We start from the raw sequence: 19,902 nt of genomic DNA on the forward strand, positions 1-19,902 counted from the left end.
GGATGAATGACAGATGTACACGGCGGCGCGGTTCATCCACGGTGGTTTGCCTGCTTTTTCCACAGCGCTGCCCACACCGTCAGGGTGTGGCTGATGTGACAGCCGTGCGAGAAGTTTTTTGAAAAAAGTTTGACTCGTGAGTTTCAAATCAGCGCTTGGAGCGCTGGCGGATGCGAGTCGTGAGTTCTTTAACGTGGTCGAACACCTCACGTCGCTCGGCCATCTCGGACAAGATCTTTCGTTGCGCATACATGACCGTGGTGTGGTCGCGGCCGAATGCCTGTCCGATCTTCGGCAGCGAGAGGTCAGTGAGTTCGCGGCACAGGTACATCGCGATCTGCCGCGACTGCGCCAGGGCTCGGGTCTTGCCCGGGCCGCGTAACTCTTCCACGGTGGTGTCGAAGTACTCGGCGGTGGCGGCCATGATCGTCGCCGCGCTGATTTGCATGGTGCTGGCATCGGCGATGAGATCCCGCAGCACGATGTCCGCCAGCGCCTTGTCGATCGGCGTTTTGTTCAACGATGCGAATGCGGTCACCCGAATCAGGGCACCCTCGAGCTCGCGGATGTTGCGCTCGATGCTGCTGGCGATCAGCTCGAGCACATCGTCGGGTACCGCCAGCCGCTCCATCTGTGCTTTCTTGCGCAGGATGGCGATGCGGGTTTCGAGTTCCGGGGGTTGGACGTCGGTAATCAGTCCCCACTCGAACCGTGTTCGCAGCCGATCTTCCAGTGTCGCAAGCTGTTTGGGTGGCCGGTCCGACGAGATGACGATCTGCTTGTTGGCGTTGTGCAAGGTGTTGAAGGTATGGAAGAACTCTTCCTGGATACCTTCCTTGCCTTCAATGAACTGGATGTCATCGACCAGTAGCACGTCGACGTCGCGATAGCTGCGTTTGAAGGCGACCTTGCGGTCGTCGCGAAGTGAGTTGATGAAGTCGTTGGTGAATTCCTCGGTGGAGACGTATTTGACCCGCATGCCCGGGAACAGCCGTTGCGCGTAGTTGCCGGCGGCGTGCAGCAGGTGCGTCTTGCCGAGGCCGGATTCGCCCCAGATGAAGAGCGGGTTGTAAGCGCGAGCCGGGGCCTCGGCGATGGCCAGCGCCGCGGCGTGCGCGAACCGGTTGGATGCACCGATGACGAAGGTGTCGAAGGTGTAGCGGCGGTTGAGGCTGGTGCCACCGGCAACCGCGGGATCGACGGTGTGTGGCCGCTCGGTGAAGTAGTTGGGCCAATTTTGTTCGGCGTCGATCGCCTCACCGTTTTCGTCACCCTCGTCGTCACTTGACGATTCGGCTCCTTCGTCGGTGAAGCTGTCCGGAGGCGGAAAAATCATCTCGTCGACGTCGTCGGCGGGCGGGGCGATGCGGACCCCGAGTTGGATCTGCTGTCCGAGCCGGCGGCTCAGTGCGTCGGTGATGGGTGTGCGCAGATGGCGTTCGATCTCGTTCTGCACAAAACTGCTCGGCACAGACAGCAGGGCAAACCCCTCGACGATGGTGAGTGGCTGAACGAGATTCAGCCAGGCTCGTTGCTGAGGGGTTAGCGGGTTGTCCAGAACCGTTCGATTGGTGGTGAGACCGTCCGCGCTGGCGTCGCCATTGAGTTCGGAAACGACTGCATTCCATACGCTGGTAAAGCCCGAACCGGGGTCATCGGTCAACGACGCATCTCCCTGGTTCTCGCAAACTCTGGGCTTGAGCTACAACCACGCTTGGCGACGAAGCATCTGTCCACATAGTTATACACAGGTGTGGACAGGGTGATCGTATACGGGCCGCAGCCTACCGGCGACGGCTCGCGATCTCCGTGCTGGAGGGAACCTCGAGAAGTTCACCTAGACAGCCAGTTGATCCGCCATCCTTGCTTCGTTGTCTTGCGCCGCTGGGGTCTGAAACGGCATTGCCCGAAGCTAACAGTTTTCCGTGCGGCTGCCAACCGTTCCGCTGCATTCCAGTCGGCTTCTTTAAGCTGCCGTGGGGCATTTTTCGTTTTTCGGCGGCGCGGTGCCGGTTCGGGGTCGCAGTTCCGCTGGTGCCGTTGGGGCAGGCCAAGTTTGACCAGGCGAATCCTCATCAGTACCCTCATACAGTCGCCCGAAAGTCGGCGATGCGGCTGCGACCCAGGTATGTCAGGGGAACCGCGCCGGCCAGTAGCAAGACCACTTTTCGATCGAGCCGCGATTCGGTGAAAACGCGGGCGGCCGGATGGCTGGGAAAGCTTCGAGCAAGACAGACCGAGGAGAATGCCGTGGCCAAGGGCAAGCGGACCTTTCAGCCGAACAACCGGCGCCGTGCCCGCGTGCACGGCTTCCGTCTGCGCATGCGTACCCGCGCCGGGCGTGCCATCGTGTCCGGTCGGCGCCGCAAGGGCCGCGGCGCGCTTTCTGCCTGATCTACAACGTCAGGTTCCTGGGCGGTGCTTTCGGCACGCAACCGTATGAGGCGGTCGACTGAGTTCGACGCGACCGTCAAACATGGTGCGCGCGCGGTGCAGCGCGATGTCATCGTCCACGTTCGCCGAGTCACCGACTCCGCCGAGGACAACGGTCCGCGGGTGGGCCTGATAGTTGGGAAGGCAGTCGGTTCAGCCGTGGAACGCCATCGGGTCTCGCGCCGGCTGCGCCACGTCGTCCGGAACATGCTCACCGATCTTCGCCAGTCCGACCAAGTGGTGCTCCGGGCGCTGCCGGGTAGCCGCAACGTGTCGTCGGCGCGGTTGGAACAGCAGGTGCGAAAAGGTTTGCGGCGGGCCGTCGAACAAGTGAGCACGGACTGATGGGTAGGTCGGTGCGGACAAGGGTCGGCGGTGCGGGCAAGGCCGCGGCGCGGGGACTGGTGTTCTTGATCCAGCTGTACCGACACATGGTTTCGCCGCTGCGCCCGGCGACGTGTCGCTTCATTCCGACCTGTAGCCAGTACGCGGTCGATGCGCTAACCGAGTACGGCCTGATTCGGGGGAGCTGGCTGGCCGCGGCCAGGCTCGCCAAATGCGGGCCGTGGCATCGGGGAGGATGGGACCCGATACCGGAACGCCGTTCGCAACGCGAGTGCCGGACGAACTTCGAAGACACCAGCGCCGCCGGGTCCCCCCGCGCGGCGCGAGGGGAGAGTGAATCTTTTGTTCGATGTGTTTAGCCTCGACTTCGTCTATTACCCGGTGTCGTGGATCATGTGGGTCTGGTACAAGCTGTTCGGCTACCTGCTGGGGCCGTCGAACTTCTTCGCATGGGCCCTGTCCGTGATGTTCCTGGTGTTCAGTCTGCGGGCACTGCTGTACAAGCCGTTCGTGCGTCAGATCCGCACCACTCGGCAGATGCAGGAGCTGCAGCCACAGATCAAGGCACTGCAAAAGAAGTACGGCAAGGACCGTCAGCGCATGGCGCTCGAGATGCAGAAGCTGCAACGGGAGCACGGCTTCAATCCGATCCTGGGCTGCCTCCCGATGCTCGCCCAGATCCCCGTGTTCCTCGGCCTGTACCACGTGTTGCGTTCGTTCAACCGGACGACGGGGGGCTTCGGCCAGCCGCACATGTCGGTCATCCAGAACCGGTTGACGGGGAACTACGTATTCACACCCGCCGACGTCGGCCACTTCCTGGACGCCAATTTGTTCGGCGCTCCGATCGGGGCATCGATGACGCAGCGCACCGGGTTGGACGCCTTCATCGATTTCAGCCGCCCCGCGGTGATAGCCGTGGGCGCGCCGGTGATGATCCTGGCCGGCATCGCAACCTACTTCAACAGTCGTGCGTCGGTCGCCCGCCAAAGCCCGGAGGCGGCCGCGAACCCACAGACCGCGATGATGAACAAGCTTGCGCTGTACGTGTTTCCACTCGGGGTGGTCGTTGGTGGGCCGTTCCTTCCGATCGCGATCATCTTGTACTGGTTCGCGAACAACATCTGGACCTTTGCCCAGCAGCACTACGTCTTCGGGATGATCGAGAAAGAAGACGAGGCCAAGAAGCAGGAAGCCATCGAACGGCGCGCCGCCAACGCGCCGGCACCCGGAGCCAAACCCAAGCGCGCCCCGAAGGCGCCACCGGTGAATGGGAACGGGTCACCGGAGATCGCTGACGACGATGCAGTGGACGGCGACGAAGCGCCGGACTCGGACGGCTCGGCCGACGCGAAGACGAAGACGCAACCCGGCAAGCCGAACCCGGCCGCACGGAACAACGGCCCGGCCAATCGCACGCCGCGACCCGGAGCGCGACCCAAAAGACGCAAACGTTGACCGCGGCGGGCCTGCGTTATCAGCCCGCCGCCGTTGAGTGACCCAAGCGAGACAGAGACCCGTGGATGAGGGAGAGAAGAAACCGATGACCGAAGCCGAGACCACCGGCCGCGACCTGGATACCCGAGTGGCGGTCGAGGACGAGCTTGAGGACGCCGCAACCGAGGACGCCGCGGCGAATGAGAATGAGGCCGCGACCGGGGATGGCGCCTCCGACGAACCCGACGACCTGGAGGATCGCTTGGTCGCCGAGGGGGAGATCGCGGGGGACTATCTCGAAGAATTGTTGGACCTGTTGGACTTCGACGGCGACATCGATCTGGATGTCGAAGGCAGCCGGGCGGTCGTCAGCATTGACGGCAGCGATGACTTGAACAAGTTGGTCGGACGCGGCGGCGAGGTGCTCGACGCCCTGCAGGAGCTCACCCGGCTGGCGGTGCACCAGAAGACCGGCGTCCGCAGCCGACTCATGCTGGACATCGCGAGCTGGCGGCTGCGACGGCGCGAGGAATTGGCCGCGCTGGGCGACAAGATCGCCAGGCGGGTCTTGGACAGCGGCGAGCGCGAAGAGCTGCGCCCGATGACGCCGTTCGAGCGAAAGATCGTTCACGACGCCGTCGCGGCGGTGCCCGGGGTGCACAGCGAGAGCGAAGGCGTGGAGCCGTCCCGCCGCGTTGTGGTGCTGCACGACTAGTTACAGCCATGTAGTTCGCGAGGACCCGGCAAGCGCTGGAACCGTCACCGGACCGGAGGAATGTTTCACGTGAAACATGTCGGCCAATCCGATCGGACACCGGGATCTTCGGACGAGCCAGTGGCAGTGCCCGACGCCGCGGCGGCCATCTTCGGCCCGCGGATCGAGGTCGCGCAGCGGTACGCGCAACTCCTCGTCACCGCCGGGGTGAAGCGGGGATTGTTAGGACCACGCGAAGTGGACCGCGTGTGGGAACGCCATCTCCTCAACAGTGCTGCGGTCGGGGAGGTGCTCGATCCCGGCGACCGGGTGGTCGATATCGGGAGCGGGGCCGGATTGCCCGGCATACCGTTGGCGATCGCCCGACCCGACCTCCGCATCGCGCTACTGGAGCCGCTTCTGCGCCGCAGCGAGTTTCTCAAAGAGGCCGTCGCCGAACTAGGGTTGACCATCGAGGTGGTGCGTGGCCGCGCCGAAGAATCGTGGGTGCGCGAGCAGATCGGCGGGAGCGATGCCGCGGTGTCGAGAGCGGTTGCCGCGTTGGACAAGTTGACGAAGTGGAGTATGCCGTTGCTACGGCCGGGCGGGCGGATGGTTGCGATCAAGGGGGAGCGCGCTCCCGACGAAGTCCAAGAACACCGGCGTGTGATGGCGGCCGCGGGCGCCGTTGATGTCAGGGTGTTCGCATGTGGCGCGAACTATTTGCGTCCGCCCGCAACCGTAGTGTTGGCGCAGCGCGGAGAGCGACCGTCCGGTCGGGCCGCGGCGTCGGCGAAGAGGAGGTCTCGATGAGTTCTCCCGAGGGTGGGCCCGCAGGCCCGGTCGGCCACAGCGCCGGACACCCCGTCTCGCCGGCGGTGGCGCCGATCGCGCCGCCGTTCGCACCGGAGGGGATCGCGCCCGCCTCCGATGCGCCAGCGGTCGGTTCCGCCCCCGATGTTTCACGTGAAACATCGGACGAATACGACACCCCTATCGGCGCCGCGGCGGAACGCGCGATGCGGGTTCTGCACACCGCGTATCCACCGTTGCCCCGGCCACGCCGGCGGCGGGTGTTCACGATCGCGAACCAGAAGGGCGGCGTCGGCAAGACGACCACGGCAGTCAACCTCGCCGCCGCCCTCGCGGTGCAGGGACTCAAGACACTCGTCATCGATCTGGATCCGCAGGGGAATGCGAGCACGGCCCTCGGCATCACCGATCGTCAGGCGGGGACCCCATCGTCCTACGAGGTACTTCTCGGCGAGGTGTCCTTACAGTCGGCGGTACGGCGCAGCCCGCACAGCGAGCGACTCTTCTGTGTCCCGGCCACCATCGATCTGGCGGGCGCTGAGATCGAGTTGGTGAGCATGGTGGCGCGCGAGAACCGGCTGCGGACCGCCCTGGCCGAACTGGAGAAACTCGACTTCGACTACGTCTTCGTCGACTGCCCACCGTCGCTGGGGCTGCTGACCATCAACGCGCTCGTCGCCTCGCCGGAGGTCATGATCCCGATCCAGTGCGAGTACTACGCACTCGAAGGCGTATCCCAACTGATGCGCAACATCGACATGGTGAAGGCCCATCTCAATCCCCAACTCGACGTCACCACGGTGATCCTCACCATGTATGACGGACGGACGAAGCTCGCCGATCAGGTGGCCGAAGAGGTACGCCGCTACTTCGGCAACAAGGTTCTTCGCACCGTGATCCCGCGCAGCGTGAAGGTCTCGGAGGCGCCGGGTTACAGCATGACGATCATCGACTACGACCCTGGATCACGCGGGGCGATGAGCTACCTCGACGCGAGCCGCGAACTCGCGCAACGCGACTGAACACGGAAGGGACGACCATGACGCAGCCGTTACGCAAGAAGGGCGGCCTCGGACGGGGCCTGGCTTCGCTGATCCCCACCGGCCCGGCCGATGGCGACTCGGGCCCGGCGACGCTGGGCCCCCGGATGGGGGACGCGGCCGCCGACGTCCTGATCGGGGGGACCCCGCAGGACGCCGCCGCGATGGGCGCGGTGTACCGCGAGATCGCGCCGTCCGATATCGAGCCGAACCCGAAGCAGCCGCGCCAGGTGTTCGACGAAGAGGCGCTGGCCGAGTTGGTGCACTCGATCCGCGAGTTCGGTCTGCTGCAACCCATCGTGGTGCGGGCGACGGCCGGGACGCCGGGCGGCGCGCGCTACCAGATCGTGATGGGGGAGCGGCGGTGGCGGGCGGCGCAGGAGGCGGGCCTGGCCACCATCCCGGCCATCGTGCGCGAGACGGGCGATGACAATCTGCTGCGCGACGCCCTCCTGGAGAATATCCATCGGGCACAGCTGAATCCGTTGGAAGAGGCGGCGGCTTACCAACAGCTGCTCGACGAGTTTGGGGTCACCCACGAGGAACTGGCTTCGCGGATCGGTCGCTCGCGGCCGCTGATCTCCAACATGATCCGCTTGCTCAAGCTGCCGATCGCGGTCCAGCGCCGAGTGGCGGCCGGGGTGCTGTCGGCCGGCCATGCCCGCGCGCTGCTGTCCCTGGAATCTGGTCCCGAGGCACAGGAGGAGCTCGCCGGCCGCATCGTCGCCGAGGGCCTGTCGGTGCGAGCTACCGAGGAGGCCGTCACCCTGGCCAACCGTGGTGACGCCGCCGCCCCGCCAGCGCCCCGACGCAAGCCGATTCAGATGCCGGGGCTCCAGGACGTTGCCGACCGGCTGTCGAACACCTTCGACACCCGCGTCACCGTCAGCCTCGGCAAACGCAAGGGCCGGATCGTGGTGGAGTTCGGCTCGGTGGAGGATCTGCAGCGAATTATCGACGTGATGACCCCACCAAAGGCATGACCGGACATACGGTGTAATTACGTCACGGTGACAACGCGACCCTTTTCGGGCGCACGAGAACCGTCCCAGGCCCTGCCACCACGCGGAAAACCATTGCATACCAAAGCATTTCGCATTCCGCCGCCGGCGCGCGGCCACGAGTTCGTGGGTTCTGCCGGGTTGGCTCACGCAACAGCGTCAACAGTGGCCCAATGACGACAAACTCTCCTATCCTGGAGCGGTTGGTGGCGCATGTCAGCCCGAATCGCCGGGCTGTAGGCAATCGGCTGCAGTACGCACGGAAGCCAGGAGGCTAGTGTCGGCTCGAATTTCCCCGTTGCGGCTCGAGGGTTTCGAGCAGCTGCCGAAGCATGCGCGGCGATGCGTCTTCTGGGAGGTCGACCCAGCGACTCTGGGCGACAGCCATCTCGCTGACCCGGAATTCGAAAAGGAAGCCTGGTTGTCGATGGTGATGCTGGAGTGGGGGTCCTGCGGGCAGGTCGCCACGACGGTCCCCGACGAGCACAGCGCTGCCGAGCCTTCGTGCTTGGGGTACGTCCTCTATGCGCCGCCGGGGGCGGTACCGCGGGCCCATCGGTTTCCCACCGCGCCCGTGTCTCCGGACGCGGTGCTGCTGACGTCGATGGGGGTCGAATTCGGGCATGCTCCCGACGACCTGGCGCACAGTCTGCTCGCCCAGGTGATCGAGGAGTTGGTGCGGCGCGGAGTCCGGGCACTGGAGGCATTCGGGCGTACGCCGGCCGCTTCGGAATTGCACGACCCGCAACTGGTGGACCCCACAGTGCGGCCGGTGTTGGAGGCCCTCGGTGACTGCTCGGTCGATCGGTGCATCATCGACGCGGAATTCTTGCAGGACGTGGGATTCGTTGTGGTGGCGCCACATCCGTACTTCCCACGGCTGCGGCTCGAGCTGGACAAGGGCCTGGGGTGGAAGGCCGCGGTGGAGGCAGCCCTGGAGCGACTGCTCGCGAGTGCTCAGCTAGAGCAGCCGGTCGGAGCCGGGTCCACGGTGTCGAATGCGTTGCAGATCAAGGACAACGGCGGTTAGGAACCGCCGAGCCCGGACGCCCGCTCCACCGACAGCTCGTGAGCGAGCAGCTCGGCGAAGGTGAAGGTGCCGGTGGGCCGGTCGTTCTTGCCGAGCAGGTAGAGCCTTTTGACCGCGGCGAGAATGCCTTCGGCGATGGCGTCGCGGGTCTGCGTCGAGACCAGCATCGCCCGGTCGCGCGGGTTGGTGATGTAGCCGACGTCGACCTGAACGGTCGGCATCCGGGTCAGCCGTAGCAGGTCCCACGTTCGGCCATGGGTACGGCAGTCCCGTAATCCGGTGCGCGCCACAACTTCTCGCTGAATGAAGTCGGCCAGGTTGCGGCCGATGGTCGACACCGAGCCGTGCGAATTACCGAAGTGGAACGACGCCACGCCATTGGCCGAAAGGCTGGTCTGGGTTTCGCAGCGCAGGCTGATCATCAGGTCGGCGCCGACGTTGTTGGCCGTGGCGGCACGCTCGGCGTCCGAGGGGCTGCGGTTGGTCGGCCGCGAGAGGAAGGTCTCCATCCCGATGGCCGTCATCCGGCCCTCGAGGCGGCTTGCCAAGTCCCACAGCACGTCTGCTTCGCTGATCGGGCCGCCGGGGCCGTGCGCGATGAAGCCGTGATCGCCACCGCCGCGGCCCGGATCGATGATGATCCGTTTCCCCGACAGTCTGGGGCCCGACCGCCGTACCAGCTCCTCTTCGCGAATCGCGTGGGGTGAGCCGCCCGAGACCCGTGAACTCAGAAAGTACAAGGAGCGCAACGTTTCTGGGCCGCAGATGCCGTCGGCGGCAAGCCCGTACTCGCGCTGATACGACACCAGGGCGTTGTGGGTCTGCAGCCCGAAGTGTCCGTCGACCAAGCCGGTGTAGAACCCGAGGTCCTGCAGCCGGGCCTGCAATGTCGCGACGTCGTCGCCGTAGAGCGGGGCACCGAATTGGTGAAACAGCGTGCGGGCGCCCAGCCGGTAGGAGGCTTCTTTGAGCGCTCGGTAGGTGGCCTCGCCGACGATGCCGTCGACCAATAACCCGCGATGCTGCTGAAAGGCGCGTACCGCCTGGTCGAGCCCGACGTCGAACAGCTCGAGAGCCACATGCCGGCCGGTGGTCATGTCCTCGTCGCCGTTGTCCAGAAGCCCCAGCGCGGACAGCGCGACCCGGATCTCGGTCACAGCTGCGCTGCGGTCACCACAGCGCAGGGCGTCGCCATTTACGCGGCGCGGACTCGACATACAAAGGTCCTCCGGGGCTTACTGCCTGCCTGACATATGCAATACAGCTAACCGGTATTGTCGCAGATCCTGCTCAATTTCGGGAAAACCCCAGGCTAAGCGGCGAGGGTGCGTCGAAAGGTCGGCGCGATCAGTTGAGGTGGGGAACCGCGTCGGACAGCTCGCGCAGCAAGGCCGCCTTGCCCTTTGCGCCAACGATCCGTTTTACCGGTTGACCGTCCTTGAACAGGATCATCGTGGGGATCGAAACCACCTGAAAGTCACGCGCGGTTTCCGGGTTGGCGTCAACGTCGAGCTTTGCGACCGTGAGTTGTTCTTTGCTTTCGGCCGCTATCTCTTCGAGAACCGGCGCGACCATCTTGCACGGTCCGCACCAGGTCGCCCAAAAGTCAACCAGCACAGGCTTATTGCTGGACAACACATCCGTGGAAAAGGATGCATCAGAGACTTCTATTGTGGCCCCGGCCTTTTCGGCGTCACTCATCGTGGTGCTCCAATCAAATCGGTGTTTCCTGCTGCTTGACCGTCGGCACCGGATGCCGACTCTTCACGATCGGCCAGCCACCGCTCCGCGTCGATGGCGGCGGCACAGCCGCTGCCCGCTGCGGTGACCGCCTGCCGGTATGTGTGGTCCACCAGGTCGCCGGCAGCGAAGACGCCGTCCACCGATGTGTAGGTGGTGCGTCCCTGGACGAGTACGTAGCCTTCCGGATCGACATCGACAACGTCGCGGACCAGGCTCGAACGCGGGTCGTGACCGATTGCCACGAAGACGCCCGTTACCGGGATTGTGGATTCTTCGCCAGTTACGGTGTCGCGCAACCTGAGTCCCGTCACCGTGCTGTCGCCGTCGACCGCGACGACGGCAGCGTTGGTGACGAACTTGATCTTGTCGTTGTTGCGGGCACGGTCGAGCATGATTCGCGATGCGCGAAACTCCTCGCGCCGGTGCACCAGGGTGACGCTGCGGGCGAAGCGGGTCAAGAAGGTGGCCTCTTCCATCGCGGAGTCGCCGCCGCCAATGACGGCGATGTCCTGGTCCTTGAAGAAGAACCCATCGCAGGTGGCACACGAGCTCACGCCACGTCCCAGCAACTCCTGCTCGCCGGGCACATTCAGATAGCGGGCGGCGGCGCCCATCGCCAAGATGACCGCCCGGGCGCGGTAGGTGTGTCCGTCGGCGGTGACCACGGATTTGATCGGTCCGTCCAGCGACACCGACTCGATGTCTTCCATCCGCAGGTCCGCGCCGAACCGCAGCGCCTGCTCGCGCATTTCATCCATCAACTCCGGGCCGGTGATGCCGTCGCGGAACCCGGGGTAGTTCTCCACTTCGGTCGTCGTCATCAGCGCGCCACCGAAGGAGGTGCCTTCGAAAACCAGCGGTGCCAGCTGCGCGCGGGCGGCATAGAGGGCCGCGGTGTATCCAGCCGGGCCCGAACCGATAACGATTACGTTGTGCACTGTCTCGTCAGCACCAGAGGCGGTCATTCGAGCCTTTCCGATCCAGATATTTGCATTCGTTCGAACGCCAGCGTAGGCGTGGGTGTTCCCGCTGCGTTGCGCAACACATCGCACCACATTAAGGGCGGGGAATTTGGGTGTCGGCTAACAGCCCGGTGTCGGCCGCGCTGCAGGTCGGTGCCACCGCGAAGACCGCCAAGTTGTCGGGGGTGTCGCCGGGCATGACCAGCACTATGCCGGGGCGGGCGTTGATCTCGACCGGCCGCCCGCCCAGTACCTGAGTGGACGCGGGATACCCGAGGCCGTTGAGGCAGGACGCGCGCCGGGCCGGGTCGCTGAGCGGGCCGTAGTCCGGGCTGCGGTGGAGTAGGGCGAGGAGCTCGGCCTGCGAGAGCGGGATCACCATCGGTGGCGTGGAGACCGTAATGTGCTCGGCGGTCGGCTCGGTGCTGGGCGCGGGGGCTGGTGCGTTGATCAGCGCGGCGGTGCCGAATCCGATCGCGGCCAGCGCCGCGCACCCGCCGGCGATCCCCGCGACGAGCCGGGCGGGACGGATGTGCGGGCGCGCGGAATGGGCCGAGCCGCGGGCGCTGGGTTGGGCACCGGGGGCCGACGTCAGCGCGCCGGAGATTCGGGCGGTGACCTCGGGGGGCACCTCGGGGGCCGACGCTGGATCCGAACCCGCGGCGGCGACGTCGCGGCGCACCTGGTTCAGCGCCCGCAGCACCCCTTCGGCCTGCGGATCGGCGCGGACTTGCCTGCGTACCCTGGCGGCGGCCTCGTCGTCGAGGACACCGGCCTGCAGGTCGGCGATGAGTTCCACGGTCAGCGCAGGGTCGGCTGGGTTCCCCTGATCCGGGGCGTGCTCCGCCGGATCGTTCTGCGCTTCACCCATCCGCCTCAGTGTCCGTCATGCACAGGCCGATGGCCATGCACAGCCCGCGTGACGGGCGACACCGAGCGGTGTCAGCGCTGAGCTGCGGGCCGGTCCGGACTGGTGTACACACCGGCGTCGAGGTGCCCGAGCAACTGCGCCAGGCGCACCCGGCCGCGCGCGCACCGGCTCTTGACCGTGCCCTCGGGGATGCCGAGCAGCGAGGCGGTTTCCGCGATCGAGTAGCCCTGCATGTCGACCGCCACCACCGCCGCCCGTTGCTCCACCGGCAACCGCATCAGCGCGTGCTGCACCCCGATCGCGGTCTCGACCTGGGCGGTCCGATCGGGCACCGGATAGATGTCTTCCAGCGGGGTGGTGCGATGGGCCTTGGCGCGACGTAGCCGGTCCAGGCACGCGTTGACCACGATGCGGTGCAGCCAACTGCCGACGGCCGCGTCATAGCGGAACGAACCGGCGCCGCGGTGCGCCGACAGCATGGCATCCTGCAGCGCGTCTTCGGCGTCCTCGCGACTATGCGTGGTCAGCCGTGCCAGCCGGTGCAATTGGCGTTGATGACGGCGGAACAGCTCGGCGAAGGCGTGGCGATCGCCGGCGACGTGGGCGGCGAGCAATTCGGCGTCACTGCGCTCACCCTGGATGCCTGCCCCATACCCCACGGCCGGACAGTAACCAATCGGTCCTGGCGCAGCACTTCACCTGGCCGGGCCGGTTGTGAGTGTCAGGAGGAGGCCTGGACCGTGATTTCGGAGAAGGTCGCTTGGCTCTTGCCATTGGTGGTTCCCAGTGTGGTAATCCACACCAGCAGGTTCGACGTCGGTGAACCGGCCCGTACCGGTATGACGTTGTGGCCGGGCTTGAGCGCGAAGGCCGGAACCAGCACGGTGGTGTCCTCCAGCTTCGACGGCGTCGGGGTGGAGGCGGACCGAATCTCGACCTTGGTCCCCGTGCCGGCAACGTCGATGCCGACCTGGCCCACCACCGTGGGGCTGGGCAGCTGCAGCATCAGCCCCTCGCCCTGCTTGAACGACGGGAACGGAACAGGGTCGGTGTAGATCTCCGTCGACCAGGCGGTACCGGGGTCGCCGTCGATGGCCTGTCCGGCCTGACCGGGATTGTCGGGGTCGCCGTCAGGGGAGAAGACGGTCGCCTTGGTGGGTTTGACCGTGCTGCCGGCGGCCGCGGGACTGGCCGTCGACGACGCGTTCGATGAGCTGGGCCCGTTCAGCCCGAGCTCGTCTTTGTTGAGGCCACCGACGTTGCCGAAGATCTTGCTCACGATCGACGCGAGCACCAACAGCGCGACCACGAGGATGACGAGGCCTGCGCCGATTCCGATCAGCAGTCCGCGACGCCGGCGCACCATGGCCGAGTACTCGCGACCAGGCGCCACCGGTGGCGGCGGCGCCGACGAGTCGTCGATGGGACCGAGCACCTCGGTGCGATCAGCCACTGCCGTCGCTTGCTGCAGTAGGTTCAAAAGTGTTGAGGCACTGCGTATTCCACCGTCTTCCTGGACAGCCCGCACGGCAACAGCGGAGATCTGAAAGGGGATGTCGCGGTCGATGGCAGTGGGTTCGACGGGAAGGCCATTGAGGTCGCGGTCGGCCGGCGCGAGCCCGCTGCGCACCCCGAACTCCGGCAGCGGCCAGCGGTTGACCAGCAGCGCGTACAGCGAGGCGCCGATTCCCCGGATGTCGTCCTCGGGGTTGGCGTCGGGCATCGTCGCCGGATAGGCCAGCACCACATCGCCATCGATGCTGACGCGGACCCGGCTGGGATGGTCGATCGACAGGGCGACACCGTTGCGGTGGGCGGCGTCGGCAGCAGCGGCCAGCGACTGCATGGCCCGCACGGCGCCGACGGGCGAGGGCGCGGTGTCGGCGACCTCCTGCAGCGATCCGCCGCGAATCCACTCCGCGACCACCAGGCCCCCCGAACCGGTATGCACGACGTCGAGGACCCGGGCGATGCCGCCCTTGTCGATCCGGCTGAGCCGCAAGGTGCGGGACAGGATTTCCTGCAGAACGTCCTCGGGCAGGGCCCCGTCCGGATCGACGAAGGTGAGGGCCACCTGCCGGTCCAGCGCGGTGTCGAGCGCCTGCCAGAACTGCAGGGGAGGCGCTCCGCCGTGGAAGACCAGCAGGCGGTACCGGCCCCCGGCGATGCGGGCGCCGGGAACCAAGTGGCCTTCGTCGGGGGAGGCTTCCGTGGCTCGGTCGCGGGCCGGATCGCCGTTGCGCTGGTCGGAGGGGGGTGGCGCCGTCGAGCTTCCGGCTGAGCTCGCCTCGAAGCCGGACGGAATGTCGGGCTGGAAGTCATCGGCAACCGGCCGGTGTGGCGGAGCACCTGACCCGGAGCTGGATGCGGCGCTCTCCGATGGGCGGTCGGTCACCTCCGGTCCTTTCGCTAGAGGGGCGTTGGCTGCCCGCTCCGGAGGCCTGCGCCGGATCGGCTCCTGGACCGCATTTGCCCCCGGCGGGGACGAATTCCTCTGCTCAGGGTACGGGACCGGGCCAGGGCGAGACGATGCATCCGGCACAGTTGCTTTGGGCGGTGTCAGCGCCACGCGCTGGCGGCCCCCGAGGCGGCGCCTGACGGCGCCCAGGGCGGCCTGCGCCTCGGGGACGCGTGCGCGGACCATGAACGTCGTCATGATCGGCAGCATGATGGCGGCGAGTATCAGCAGTCGCAGCAGCGAGCCGCCGGCGCCGCCATGTGCGGTCAACGCGTTCAGTCCGAGTAACCGGTCGGCGACGTGAGCGATCAGACCGGCGAGCATCGACGCGACAAGGGTGACCAGGACCGTGCGCACCTCGGCGACGCCCACCAGGTGGCCGCCGGCCGGCAGCAGGGTGCGCCGCAGCAAGAGGTAGCCAACGATCGCGCCGGCCAGAAACCCGAGCCCGTTTGCCAGCCCGAGGAACCCGGCGACCAGCTGGGGGTTATCGGTGACATGTGGCGCCAGCACCGAGCCGGCGATCTTCACGGCCGTGATGACGAGAATGATCACGATCGGCGTCCACGGCTGCTCGCGCGCGTAGAACACTCGCAGCTGCAGGAGCACCAGGCCGTAGGGGAGCAAGGTGAACGCCGACAACGCGATTGCGGCACCCAGATATCCGGCGTCCACGTTCCCGAAGTGGCCGTAGGCGAACAATGCGCTACCGATCGCCGGCCCGGCTACGGTCATGAACGCCACAATCGGAATGAGGGTGATCAGCGTCAGCCGGGTTGCGAGCGACAGGTCGCCGAGCACTGCCTTGGTGTCGCTGGCCGCCGCGTTGCGGCTTAGCCGCGGCATCACCACGGTCAGCACCGTGACGCCGATCATGCCGAACGGCAACATCAGCACCAGCCAGGTGTAGTTGTAGATCGCGGGCCCGGAAGCCGCCGCGGTACTCGCGATTTGGTTGCCCACCACCAAGCCGAGTTGGCTGATCAGCACATAGAGCACCATCGCCGCGGCCATCGCGCCGAAGCGCTTGAGCCGCTCGTCGATTCCCCAGAGCGGACGCAGGCTGACACGCTCTCGCTTGAGCGCGACCAGCAGCACCGCGGTCTGCGCGTAGACGCCCGCGGTGGTCCCAACGGCGAGCACCAGCAGCTTGGTGTTGCCCATCCGGACGGGATCGACGGAGAGGTCACCGGGCACCGCCAGATACACGGCCAGGGTGGCCAGCGCGACGAGGTTGTTGACAACGGGCGCCCACGCGGTCGGCCCAAACACGTTGCGGGTGTTCAGGATTGCCATGAACACCGAGGTGAGGCCGTAGGCGAGCACTTGCGGCAGCAGCAGATAGGCGAACGCGGTTGTCAGGGGCTCGTTGACCTGCGGGCTGCGGCCCAGCATCAGCCGCACCAGCAGCGGTGCCGCCACGACGGACAACGCCGTCGCGAATACCAGCAGGGTGCTGGTCACGGTGACGAGGCGGCGCACGAAGGCCGCGCCGCCGTCGGGGTCGCTTTGCTCGGCGCGGGCCAGCACCGGCACGAAGATCGCAGTGAACGTTGCCTCGAGCACCAGCGCGGCAACCAGGTTCGGCAGCTGGTTGGCCACCGAGAAAGCACTCGACAGCGCGGCGCCCAGGATCGCGGCCAACAACACGATGCGGGCAAAGCCGGTGATCCTGCTGACCAGCGTCGCGAACGCCATCGCCCACGAATGCGAAACCATTGCGGCGTCGGACAATTCGGCTCGCCGGGTGGGCAGGCCGGGACCCGGTGGGGCTACCGAGCCCGGCCCCGTGGGCGCCGGAATCTGGCCGCGCGCTGGGGGTTGTGGCCGGGATGGTCGGTGCGGCGGTGGCTGTGGGTGGGGCGGCGGGTAAGCGGGTTTCATACTCGGTGCTCTTCATCGACCAGGTGGTCGACGTCGTCGTTGGCGGATCTGCGGCGCGGCGGATCGGGACGGTCCAGGTCGGCGCGGTCGGGCTGCCCGCGGAACCGGTGCCACAGTCGCCGCCCGGCGAGCAGCACCAACACCGCCGCCGCGGTCAGGGTGATCGCGAAAAGCACCTTGCCGTAGGCGTTGGAGTGCACCGACATGCGGACCGGATCGCCCAACCGCGTGCCATCGGGGGTTCGCAGGGTGACGTCGATGGCCACCCGCTGGGTGAAGTTCACTTCGATCGGCACCCGCAGCGGCAGGTAGCCGGGCGGCAATTCGATCTGCCCGACGTCGGTGACGGTCATCCCCGGGGGAGCGTCGACCTGCAGCCGCACCTTGATGGGCACGGCCAGTCCGTTGTGCAGTGCCAACGGCAGAGGGCTGTGTTCGGTGGCCAGCGTGTAGGAGCCACCCGGGTTGACGATGGTGACCGCGCCGAACAGGTCGTTGATCGTGTTGCCGACGACGGCCAGCCGCTGCTGCGCCAGTCCGTTGCGGGTATCGGGTGGCTGCGATTGGCTCAACGCGCGCAGCATGTCCTCGCGAAGCGGGGCGGTGTACTGGATGCCGGTCAGCCCGGTGCGCTCGTCGGTGCTCAATGCCGACGTCAGCCGTCCCAGCCGCCCGGCCTGATCGCCGGCGTCGGCCGCGACGGCGTCGGCGAACCGGCCGCGTTCGACAACCGCGGCGCCGGGGGCATCGGCCGGTTCGGTGCGGGTCGGGTCGATGGCTTGGGCCTCGGCGATCACCGCTGGCAGTGGTCGGGCGACCGCCAGACCGGACCGGATGCTGGTGGCCAGCGCGGTCATGATGACCTGCGCGTCGTCGGTTTGCAGGTTCCAGACGGCGGGCGGGACCAGGATCTGAGTGCGCGGCGCGGCGTCCCGGTCCAGGGCGTGCCAGAACATGGAGCCCAGGGCGTCCTGACGCCGCGCCGTGCCCGAGTCGTGGGCAAGCCGGACCGTCAGCGACGGGTCCAGGTAGGTCGGCACGGTGGGGTTGTTTCCCGCCCCGGCCAGCGCGGCTCCCACGGCCGGGTCGAACGGGGCGACCGCCACCTGGGGAGACAGCCGCCGAGGTGCGGTGTCGACCGCGGCGCCCGACTCGGGTCCGCCGTCCGACGAGCCCGGCTGGTCGGGGGCGGTCAAGCCGGCTGCGGCGACCGCGACCGTGGTGCTATCGGCGCCGAGGAGGTCGACCGCGCCGCCGGTCAGCGGGCCGTCGGGGAGCAGGGTGGCGCCGCGGGTCGAGGGCAGATTGAGAATCTGGTCGACGATGTCGCCGGCGCCGTTGGTGGCGATCGAGCTCAGTTCGGGATTGTTGACGCGGTGCAGTGCATCCAGATCGGCTTGCGCAAACGGCAACGGCGCCACGCAGGTGCGCCTGCCCAGCGCCCGCAACCGGTTGAGCCAGGTGGTCGCCGCGTCCTGGCCGGTGCCCGGATGCGTCGGGGTACCCGGTTGCTGCGCGGGACCGTCGGGGGAGTTGGACACGACGTACCCGCCGGTCATCGCGTTGGCGGTGACCAGCAGATCCGGGTCGACGGCCAGGCACAGGGCTCGCCCGACGGCGCCGTCGGGGTCGACGTCGTGGCTGGTGGCGACCTCGGCCGCGGACAACAAGATGTCCAGCCGGCCGCCGGTGGCCAGCGACGTGGCCAAGTCGTCGTCGATCAGCCGGACCGGGATGGTTCCGCCGGGTTGGCCGGGCGCGAGCCGGGGGCGGTCGGCCAGCGGCCACAGCATGGTCAGCCATACGGGTTTAGAGGTGTCCGGCGCGACGGCGGACTCCAGGGAGTCGGCCTGGTCGGGCGGCACACCGATCACCGGCAGCAGGAACCGCGCGTTGTCGAGCCGGGCGGGGGCACCGTAATCGGGTGTCCCGTTGACGTTGACCAGCACCGGATAGATCCCCGGCCGATCGATGCCCAACGACGTCTTGGTCAATGAGCGCAGGGGTGCCGACAGCGTGAAGCCGGTCTCCTGCCCACGTTGCAATTCCGGTGCCACAGTGAGGAAGTCGGCGGCCGGCTGGTACTGATCGGTGCCGCCGTCAAGAGAGGTACGCAAGTTCGCCGACGCCGTCACCGCCCCGGCGTGCTCGAGCCGGACCATCACGTCGCGGACCGGGCGGTCGCCGATATTGCTGACCATCCCGCTGACCGTGACGGTGGGCGGGCTGGTCGTAGTGACAACGTCCGGGGTGACCTGATCGATGCGGACACGGACGAACGGCGTCGTTCCCGGCTCGCCGGCGGCCGCGCGCGGTATGGCGACGGGCCCGGCGAGCACCACCGCGAAGCCGACCACGACGGCAATGCGCACGAAGCCGGCCCAGCAGATTCGTGGCGAGGTCACGACCCTGGCCCGTGACCGTTTTTCTTGCCCGTTCCGGGTTTCTCGGAGTTGCGGGTCCGCGAATGTGTCTGCGGATGACGCCGAGGCGCGCTGGGCGGTAGCGGGGGCAGCGCGGACGGCCCGTCGGTCTGCAGCTTCCCGATCAGTTCGTCGGCGACTTCGGCGAGGCGGCGTTCGTCGGCGTAGGCAAGTCGCGACGGCAGTTCCTGCATCGGCACCCACGCCACCTCGGCGACCTCGAGGTCCTCGTCGCAGAGTTCTCCGCCGGAGAAGCGCATCAAGTAGTGGTGCACGGTCTTGTGCACTCGGCGGCCGTCGGTGACGAACCAGTAGTCGATACGTCCGAGCGCGGCCAGCACGCTGCCACGAATCCCGGTCTCCTCGGCCACCTCGCGGATGGCGGTCTGCTCGGCGGTTTCCCCTTGCTCGATATGACCCTTGGGCAGCGACCACAGCATCCGCCCGCGCCGATCGATGCGACCGATTAGCGCCGCAACCTGCGAATCGCGCGGCCCGTCGATGCCGTCGATGACTAGTCCGCCCGCCGAGGTTTCATGCACGGTGCGTAATCGCTCCGGCCCGCGTCGTGGTGTGCGGGACCGGCGCTTCCTGGTCGCCGATGACTCATCGCTGGCTTGGCCGTTCGTATTGCTCTCGGCCGCATCGGCTGCACCACGATTGCGACGCCTTCCGCGGCGCCGACGTGGTTTGGCATGTTCGCCGTCCGACACCCAAGCGATAGTAGCTGGCACGGGCCGGTGTCCCGGACATACTCGCCGCTAGCAA

At 67.0% G+C, this 19,902-nt stretch carries 18 protein-coding genes; 9 read left to right on the top strand and 9 right to left on the bottom strand.

All coding sequences use genetic code 11. The features are described from left to right. Window positions 1–148: 148 nt before the first annotated feature. Window positions 149–1,663, bottom strand: a complete 1,515-nt coding sequence (dnaA, locus tag MNAB215_RS09080; RefSeq protein ID WP_077078562.1) for a chromosomal replication initiator protein DnaA — start codon at window positions 1,661–1,663, stop codon at window positions 149–151. A gap of 587 nt (window positions 1,664–2,250) precedes the next feature. On the opposite strand from dnaA, the gene rpmH reads away from it, so the two are divergent. From rpmH to MNAB215_RS09125, 9 genes are all read left to right on the top strand, one after another. Continuing rightward, the gene (gene rpmH / locus MNAB215_RS09085; RefSeq protein ID WP_077081885.1) at window positions 2,251–2,394 is read left to right on the top strand and encodes a 50S ribosomal protein L34; all 144 of its coding nucleotides are present in this window, start codon (window positions 2,251–2,253) and stop codon (window positions 2,392–2,394) included. A gap of 24 nt (window positions 2,395–2,418) precedes the next feature. After that, window positions 2,419–2,778: a ribonuclease P protein component gene (gene rnpA / locus MNAB215_RS09090; protein ID WP_077078561.1), complete on the top strand. Its 360-nt coding sequence runs from the start codon at window positions 2,419–2,421 to the stop codon at window positions 2,776–2,778. Then, entirely contained in the window at window positions 2,778–3,137 is a 360-nt protein-coding gene (gene yidD / locus MNAB215_RS09095; RefSeq protein WP_077078560.1) for a membrane protein insertion efficiency factor YidD, read from the top strand. The genes rnpA and yidD overlap by 1 nt, the downstream gene beginning before the upstream one ends. Then, window positions 3,112–4,236, top strand: a complete 1,125-nt coding sequence (gene yidC / locus MNAB215_RS09100) for a membrane protein insertase YidC (RefSeq protein WP_077078559.1) — start codon at window positions 3,112–3,114, stop codon at window positions 4,234–4,236. Before yidD ends, yidC begins: the two co-directional genes overlap by 26 nt. 85 nt (window positions 4,237–4,321) lie before the next feature. Further along, on the top strand, window positions 4,322–4,930 hold the full coding sequence (locus tag MNAB215_RS09105) for a Jag family protein (RefSeq protein ID WP_077081884.1): 609 nt from the start codon (window positions 4,322–4,324) through the stop codon (window positions 4,928–4,930). Between the two features lie 60 nt (window positions 4,931–4,990). Next, entirely contained in the window at window positions 4,991–5,722 is a 732-nt protein-coding gene (rsmG, locus tag MNAB215_RS09110) for a 16S rRNA (guanine(527)-N(7))-methyltransferase RsmG (protein WP_077078558.1), read from the top strand. Next, window positions 5,719–6,744: a ParA family protein gene (locus MNAB215_RS09115; RefSeq protein WP_425436427.1), complete on the top strand. Its 1,026-nt coding sequence runs from the start codon at window positions 5,719–5,721 to the stop codon at window positions 6,742–6,744. The genes rsmG and MNAB215_RS09115 overlap by 4 nt, the downstream gene beginning before the upstream one ends. A gap of 17 nt (window positions 6,745–6,761) precedes the next feature. Beyond that, window positions 6,762–7,745, top strand: a complete 984-nt coding sequence (locus MNAB215_RS09120; RefSeq protein ID WP_077078557.1) for a ParB/RepB/Spo0J family partition protein — start codon at window positions 6,762–6,764, stop codon at window positions 7,743–7,745. A 295-nt stretch (window positions 7,746–8,040) separates the two neighbouring features. After that, window positions 8,041–8,793 (top strand): acetyltransferase, encoded by a 753-nt coding sequence (locus MNAB215_RS09125; protein WP_077078556.1) that lies wholly within the window; start codon window positions 8,041–8,043, stop codon window positions 8,791–8,793. On the opposite strand, the gene MNAB215_RS09130 is transcribed toward MNAB215_RS09125, so the two are convergent. The 8 genes from MNAB215_RS09130 to MNAB215_RS09165 all read right to left on the bottom strand — a co-directional run bounded on the left by MNAB215_RS09130 (window position 8,790) and on the right by MNAB215_RS09165 (window position 19,847). Next, window positions 8,790–10,010: an N-acetylmuramoyl-L-alanine amidase gene (locus MNAB215_RS09130; protein WP_077078555.1), complete on the bottom strand. Its 1,221-nt coding sequence runs from the start codon at window positions 10,008–10,010 to the stop codon at window positions 8,790–8,792. The genes MNAB215_RS09125 and MNAB215_RS09130 overlap by 4 nt on opposite strands. 130 nt (window positions 10,011–10,140) lie before the next feature. Beyond that, a complete protein-coding gene (gene trxA / locus MNAB215_RS09135; RefSeq protein WP_077078554.1) occupies window positions 10,141–10,494 on the bottom strand; it encodes a thioredoxin in 354 nt (117 codons plus the stop codon). Next, a complete protein-coding gene (gene trxB / locus MNAB215_RS09140) occupies window positions 10,491–11,501 on the bottom strand; it encodes a thioredoxin-disulfide reductase (RefSeq protein ID WP_077078553.1) in 1,011 nt (336 codons plus the stop codon). The genes trxA and trxB overlap by 4 nt, the downstream gene beginning before the upstream one ends. A 91-nt stretch (window positions 11,502–11,592) precedes the next feature. Then, window positions 11,593–12,369: a hypothetical protein gene (locus tag MNAB215_RS09145; protein WP_077078552.1), complete on the bottom strand. Its 777-nt coding sequence runs from the start codon at window positions 12,367–12,369 to the stop codon at window positions 11,593–11,595. Between the two features lie 71 nt (window positions 12,370–12,440). Next, window positions 12,441–13,028 carry an RNA polymerase sigma factor SigM gene (gene sigM, locus MNAB215_RS09150; protein WP_077078551.1) on the bottom strand — a complete coding sequence of 196 codons (588 nt, stop codon included), beginning with the start codon at window positions 13,026–13,028 and terminating at the stop codon, window positions 12,441–12,443. A 62-nt stretch (window positions 13,029–13,090) separates the two neighbouring features. Further along, window positions 13,091–16,546, bottom strand: coding sequence for a lipid II flippase MurJ (locus tag MNAB215_RS09155; protein WP_245830422.1), 3,456 nt, complete (start codon window positions 16,544–16,546; stop codon window positions 13,091–13,093). Window positions 16,547–16,707: 161 nt separating this feature from the next. After that, window positions 16,708–19,116, bottom strand: a complete 2,409-nt coding sequence (locus tag MNAB215_RS09160; RefSeq protein WP_077078549.1) for a DUF6049 family protein — start codon at window positions 19,114–19,116, stop codon at window positions 16,708–16,710. Next, on the bottom strand, window positions 19,113–19,847 hold the full coding sequence (locus MNAB215_RS09165) for an NUDIX hydrolase (RefSeq protein WP_083746071.1): 735 nt from the start codon (window positions 19,845–19,847) through the stop codon (window positions 19,113–19,115). The genes MNAB215_RS09160 and MNAB215_RS09165 overlap by 4 nt, the downstream gene beginning before the upstream one ends. Window positions 19,848–19,902 lie beyond the last annotated feature (55 nt).

This window comes from Mycobacterium numidiamassiliense, from assembly GCF_900157365.1.
Classification (GTDB): domain Bacteria; phylum Actinomycetota; class Actinomycetes; order Mycobacteriales; family Mycobacteriaceae; genus Mycobacterium; species Mycobacterium numidiamassiliense.

Coding starts and splice junctions, on each gene's coding strand:
- MNAB215_RS09130 (WP_077078555.1), bottom strand. CDS start 10,010: ATGTCGAGTCCGCGCCGCGTAAATGGCGACGCCCTGCGCTGTGGTGAC.
- MNAB215_RS09145 (WP_077078552.1), bottom strand. CDS start 12,369: ATGGGTGAAGCGCAGAACGATCCGGCGGAGCACGCCCCGGATCAGGGG.
- MNAB215_RS09115 (WP_425436427.1), top strand. CDS start 5,719: ATGAGTTCTCCCGAGGGTGGGCCCGCAGGCCCGGTCGGCCACAGCGCC.
- trxB (WP_077078553.1), bottom strand. CDS start 11,501: ATGACCGCCTCTGGTGCTGACGAGACAGTGCACAACGTAATCGTTATC.
- trxA (WP_077078554.1), bottom strand. CDS start 10,494: ATGAGTGACGCCGAAAAGGCCGGGGCCACAATAGAAGTCTCTGATGCA.
- MNAB215_RS09120 (WP_077078557.1), top strand. CDS start 6,762: ATGACGCAGCCGTTACGCAAGAAGGGCGGCCTCGGACGGGGCCTGGCT.
- MNAB215_RS09155 (WP_245830422.1), bottom strand. CDS start 16,546: ATGGTTTCGCATTCGTGGGCGATGGCGTTCGCGACGCTGGTCAGCAGG.
- MNAB215_RS09105 (WP_077081884.1), top strand. CDS start 4,322: ATGACCGAAGCCGAGACCACCGGCCGCGACCTGGATACCCGAGTGGCG.
- rsmG (WP_077078558.1), top strand. CDS start 4,991: ATGTTTCACGTGAAACATGTCGGCCAATCCGATCGGACACCGGGATCT.
- yidD (WP_077078560.1), top strand. CDS start 2,778: ATGGGTAGGTCGGTGCGGACAAGGGTCGGCGGTGCGGGCAAGGCCGCG.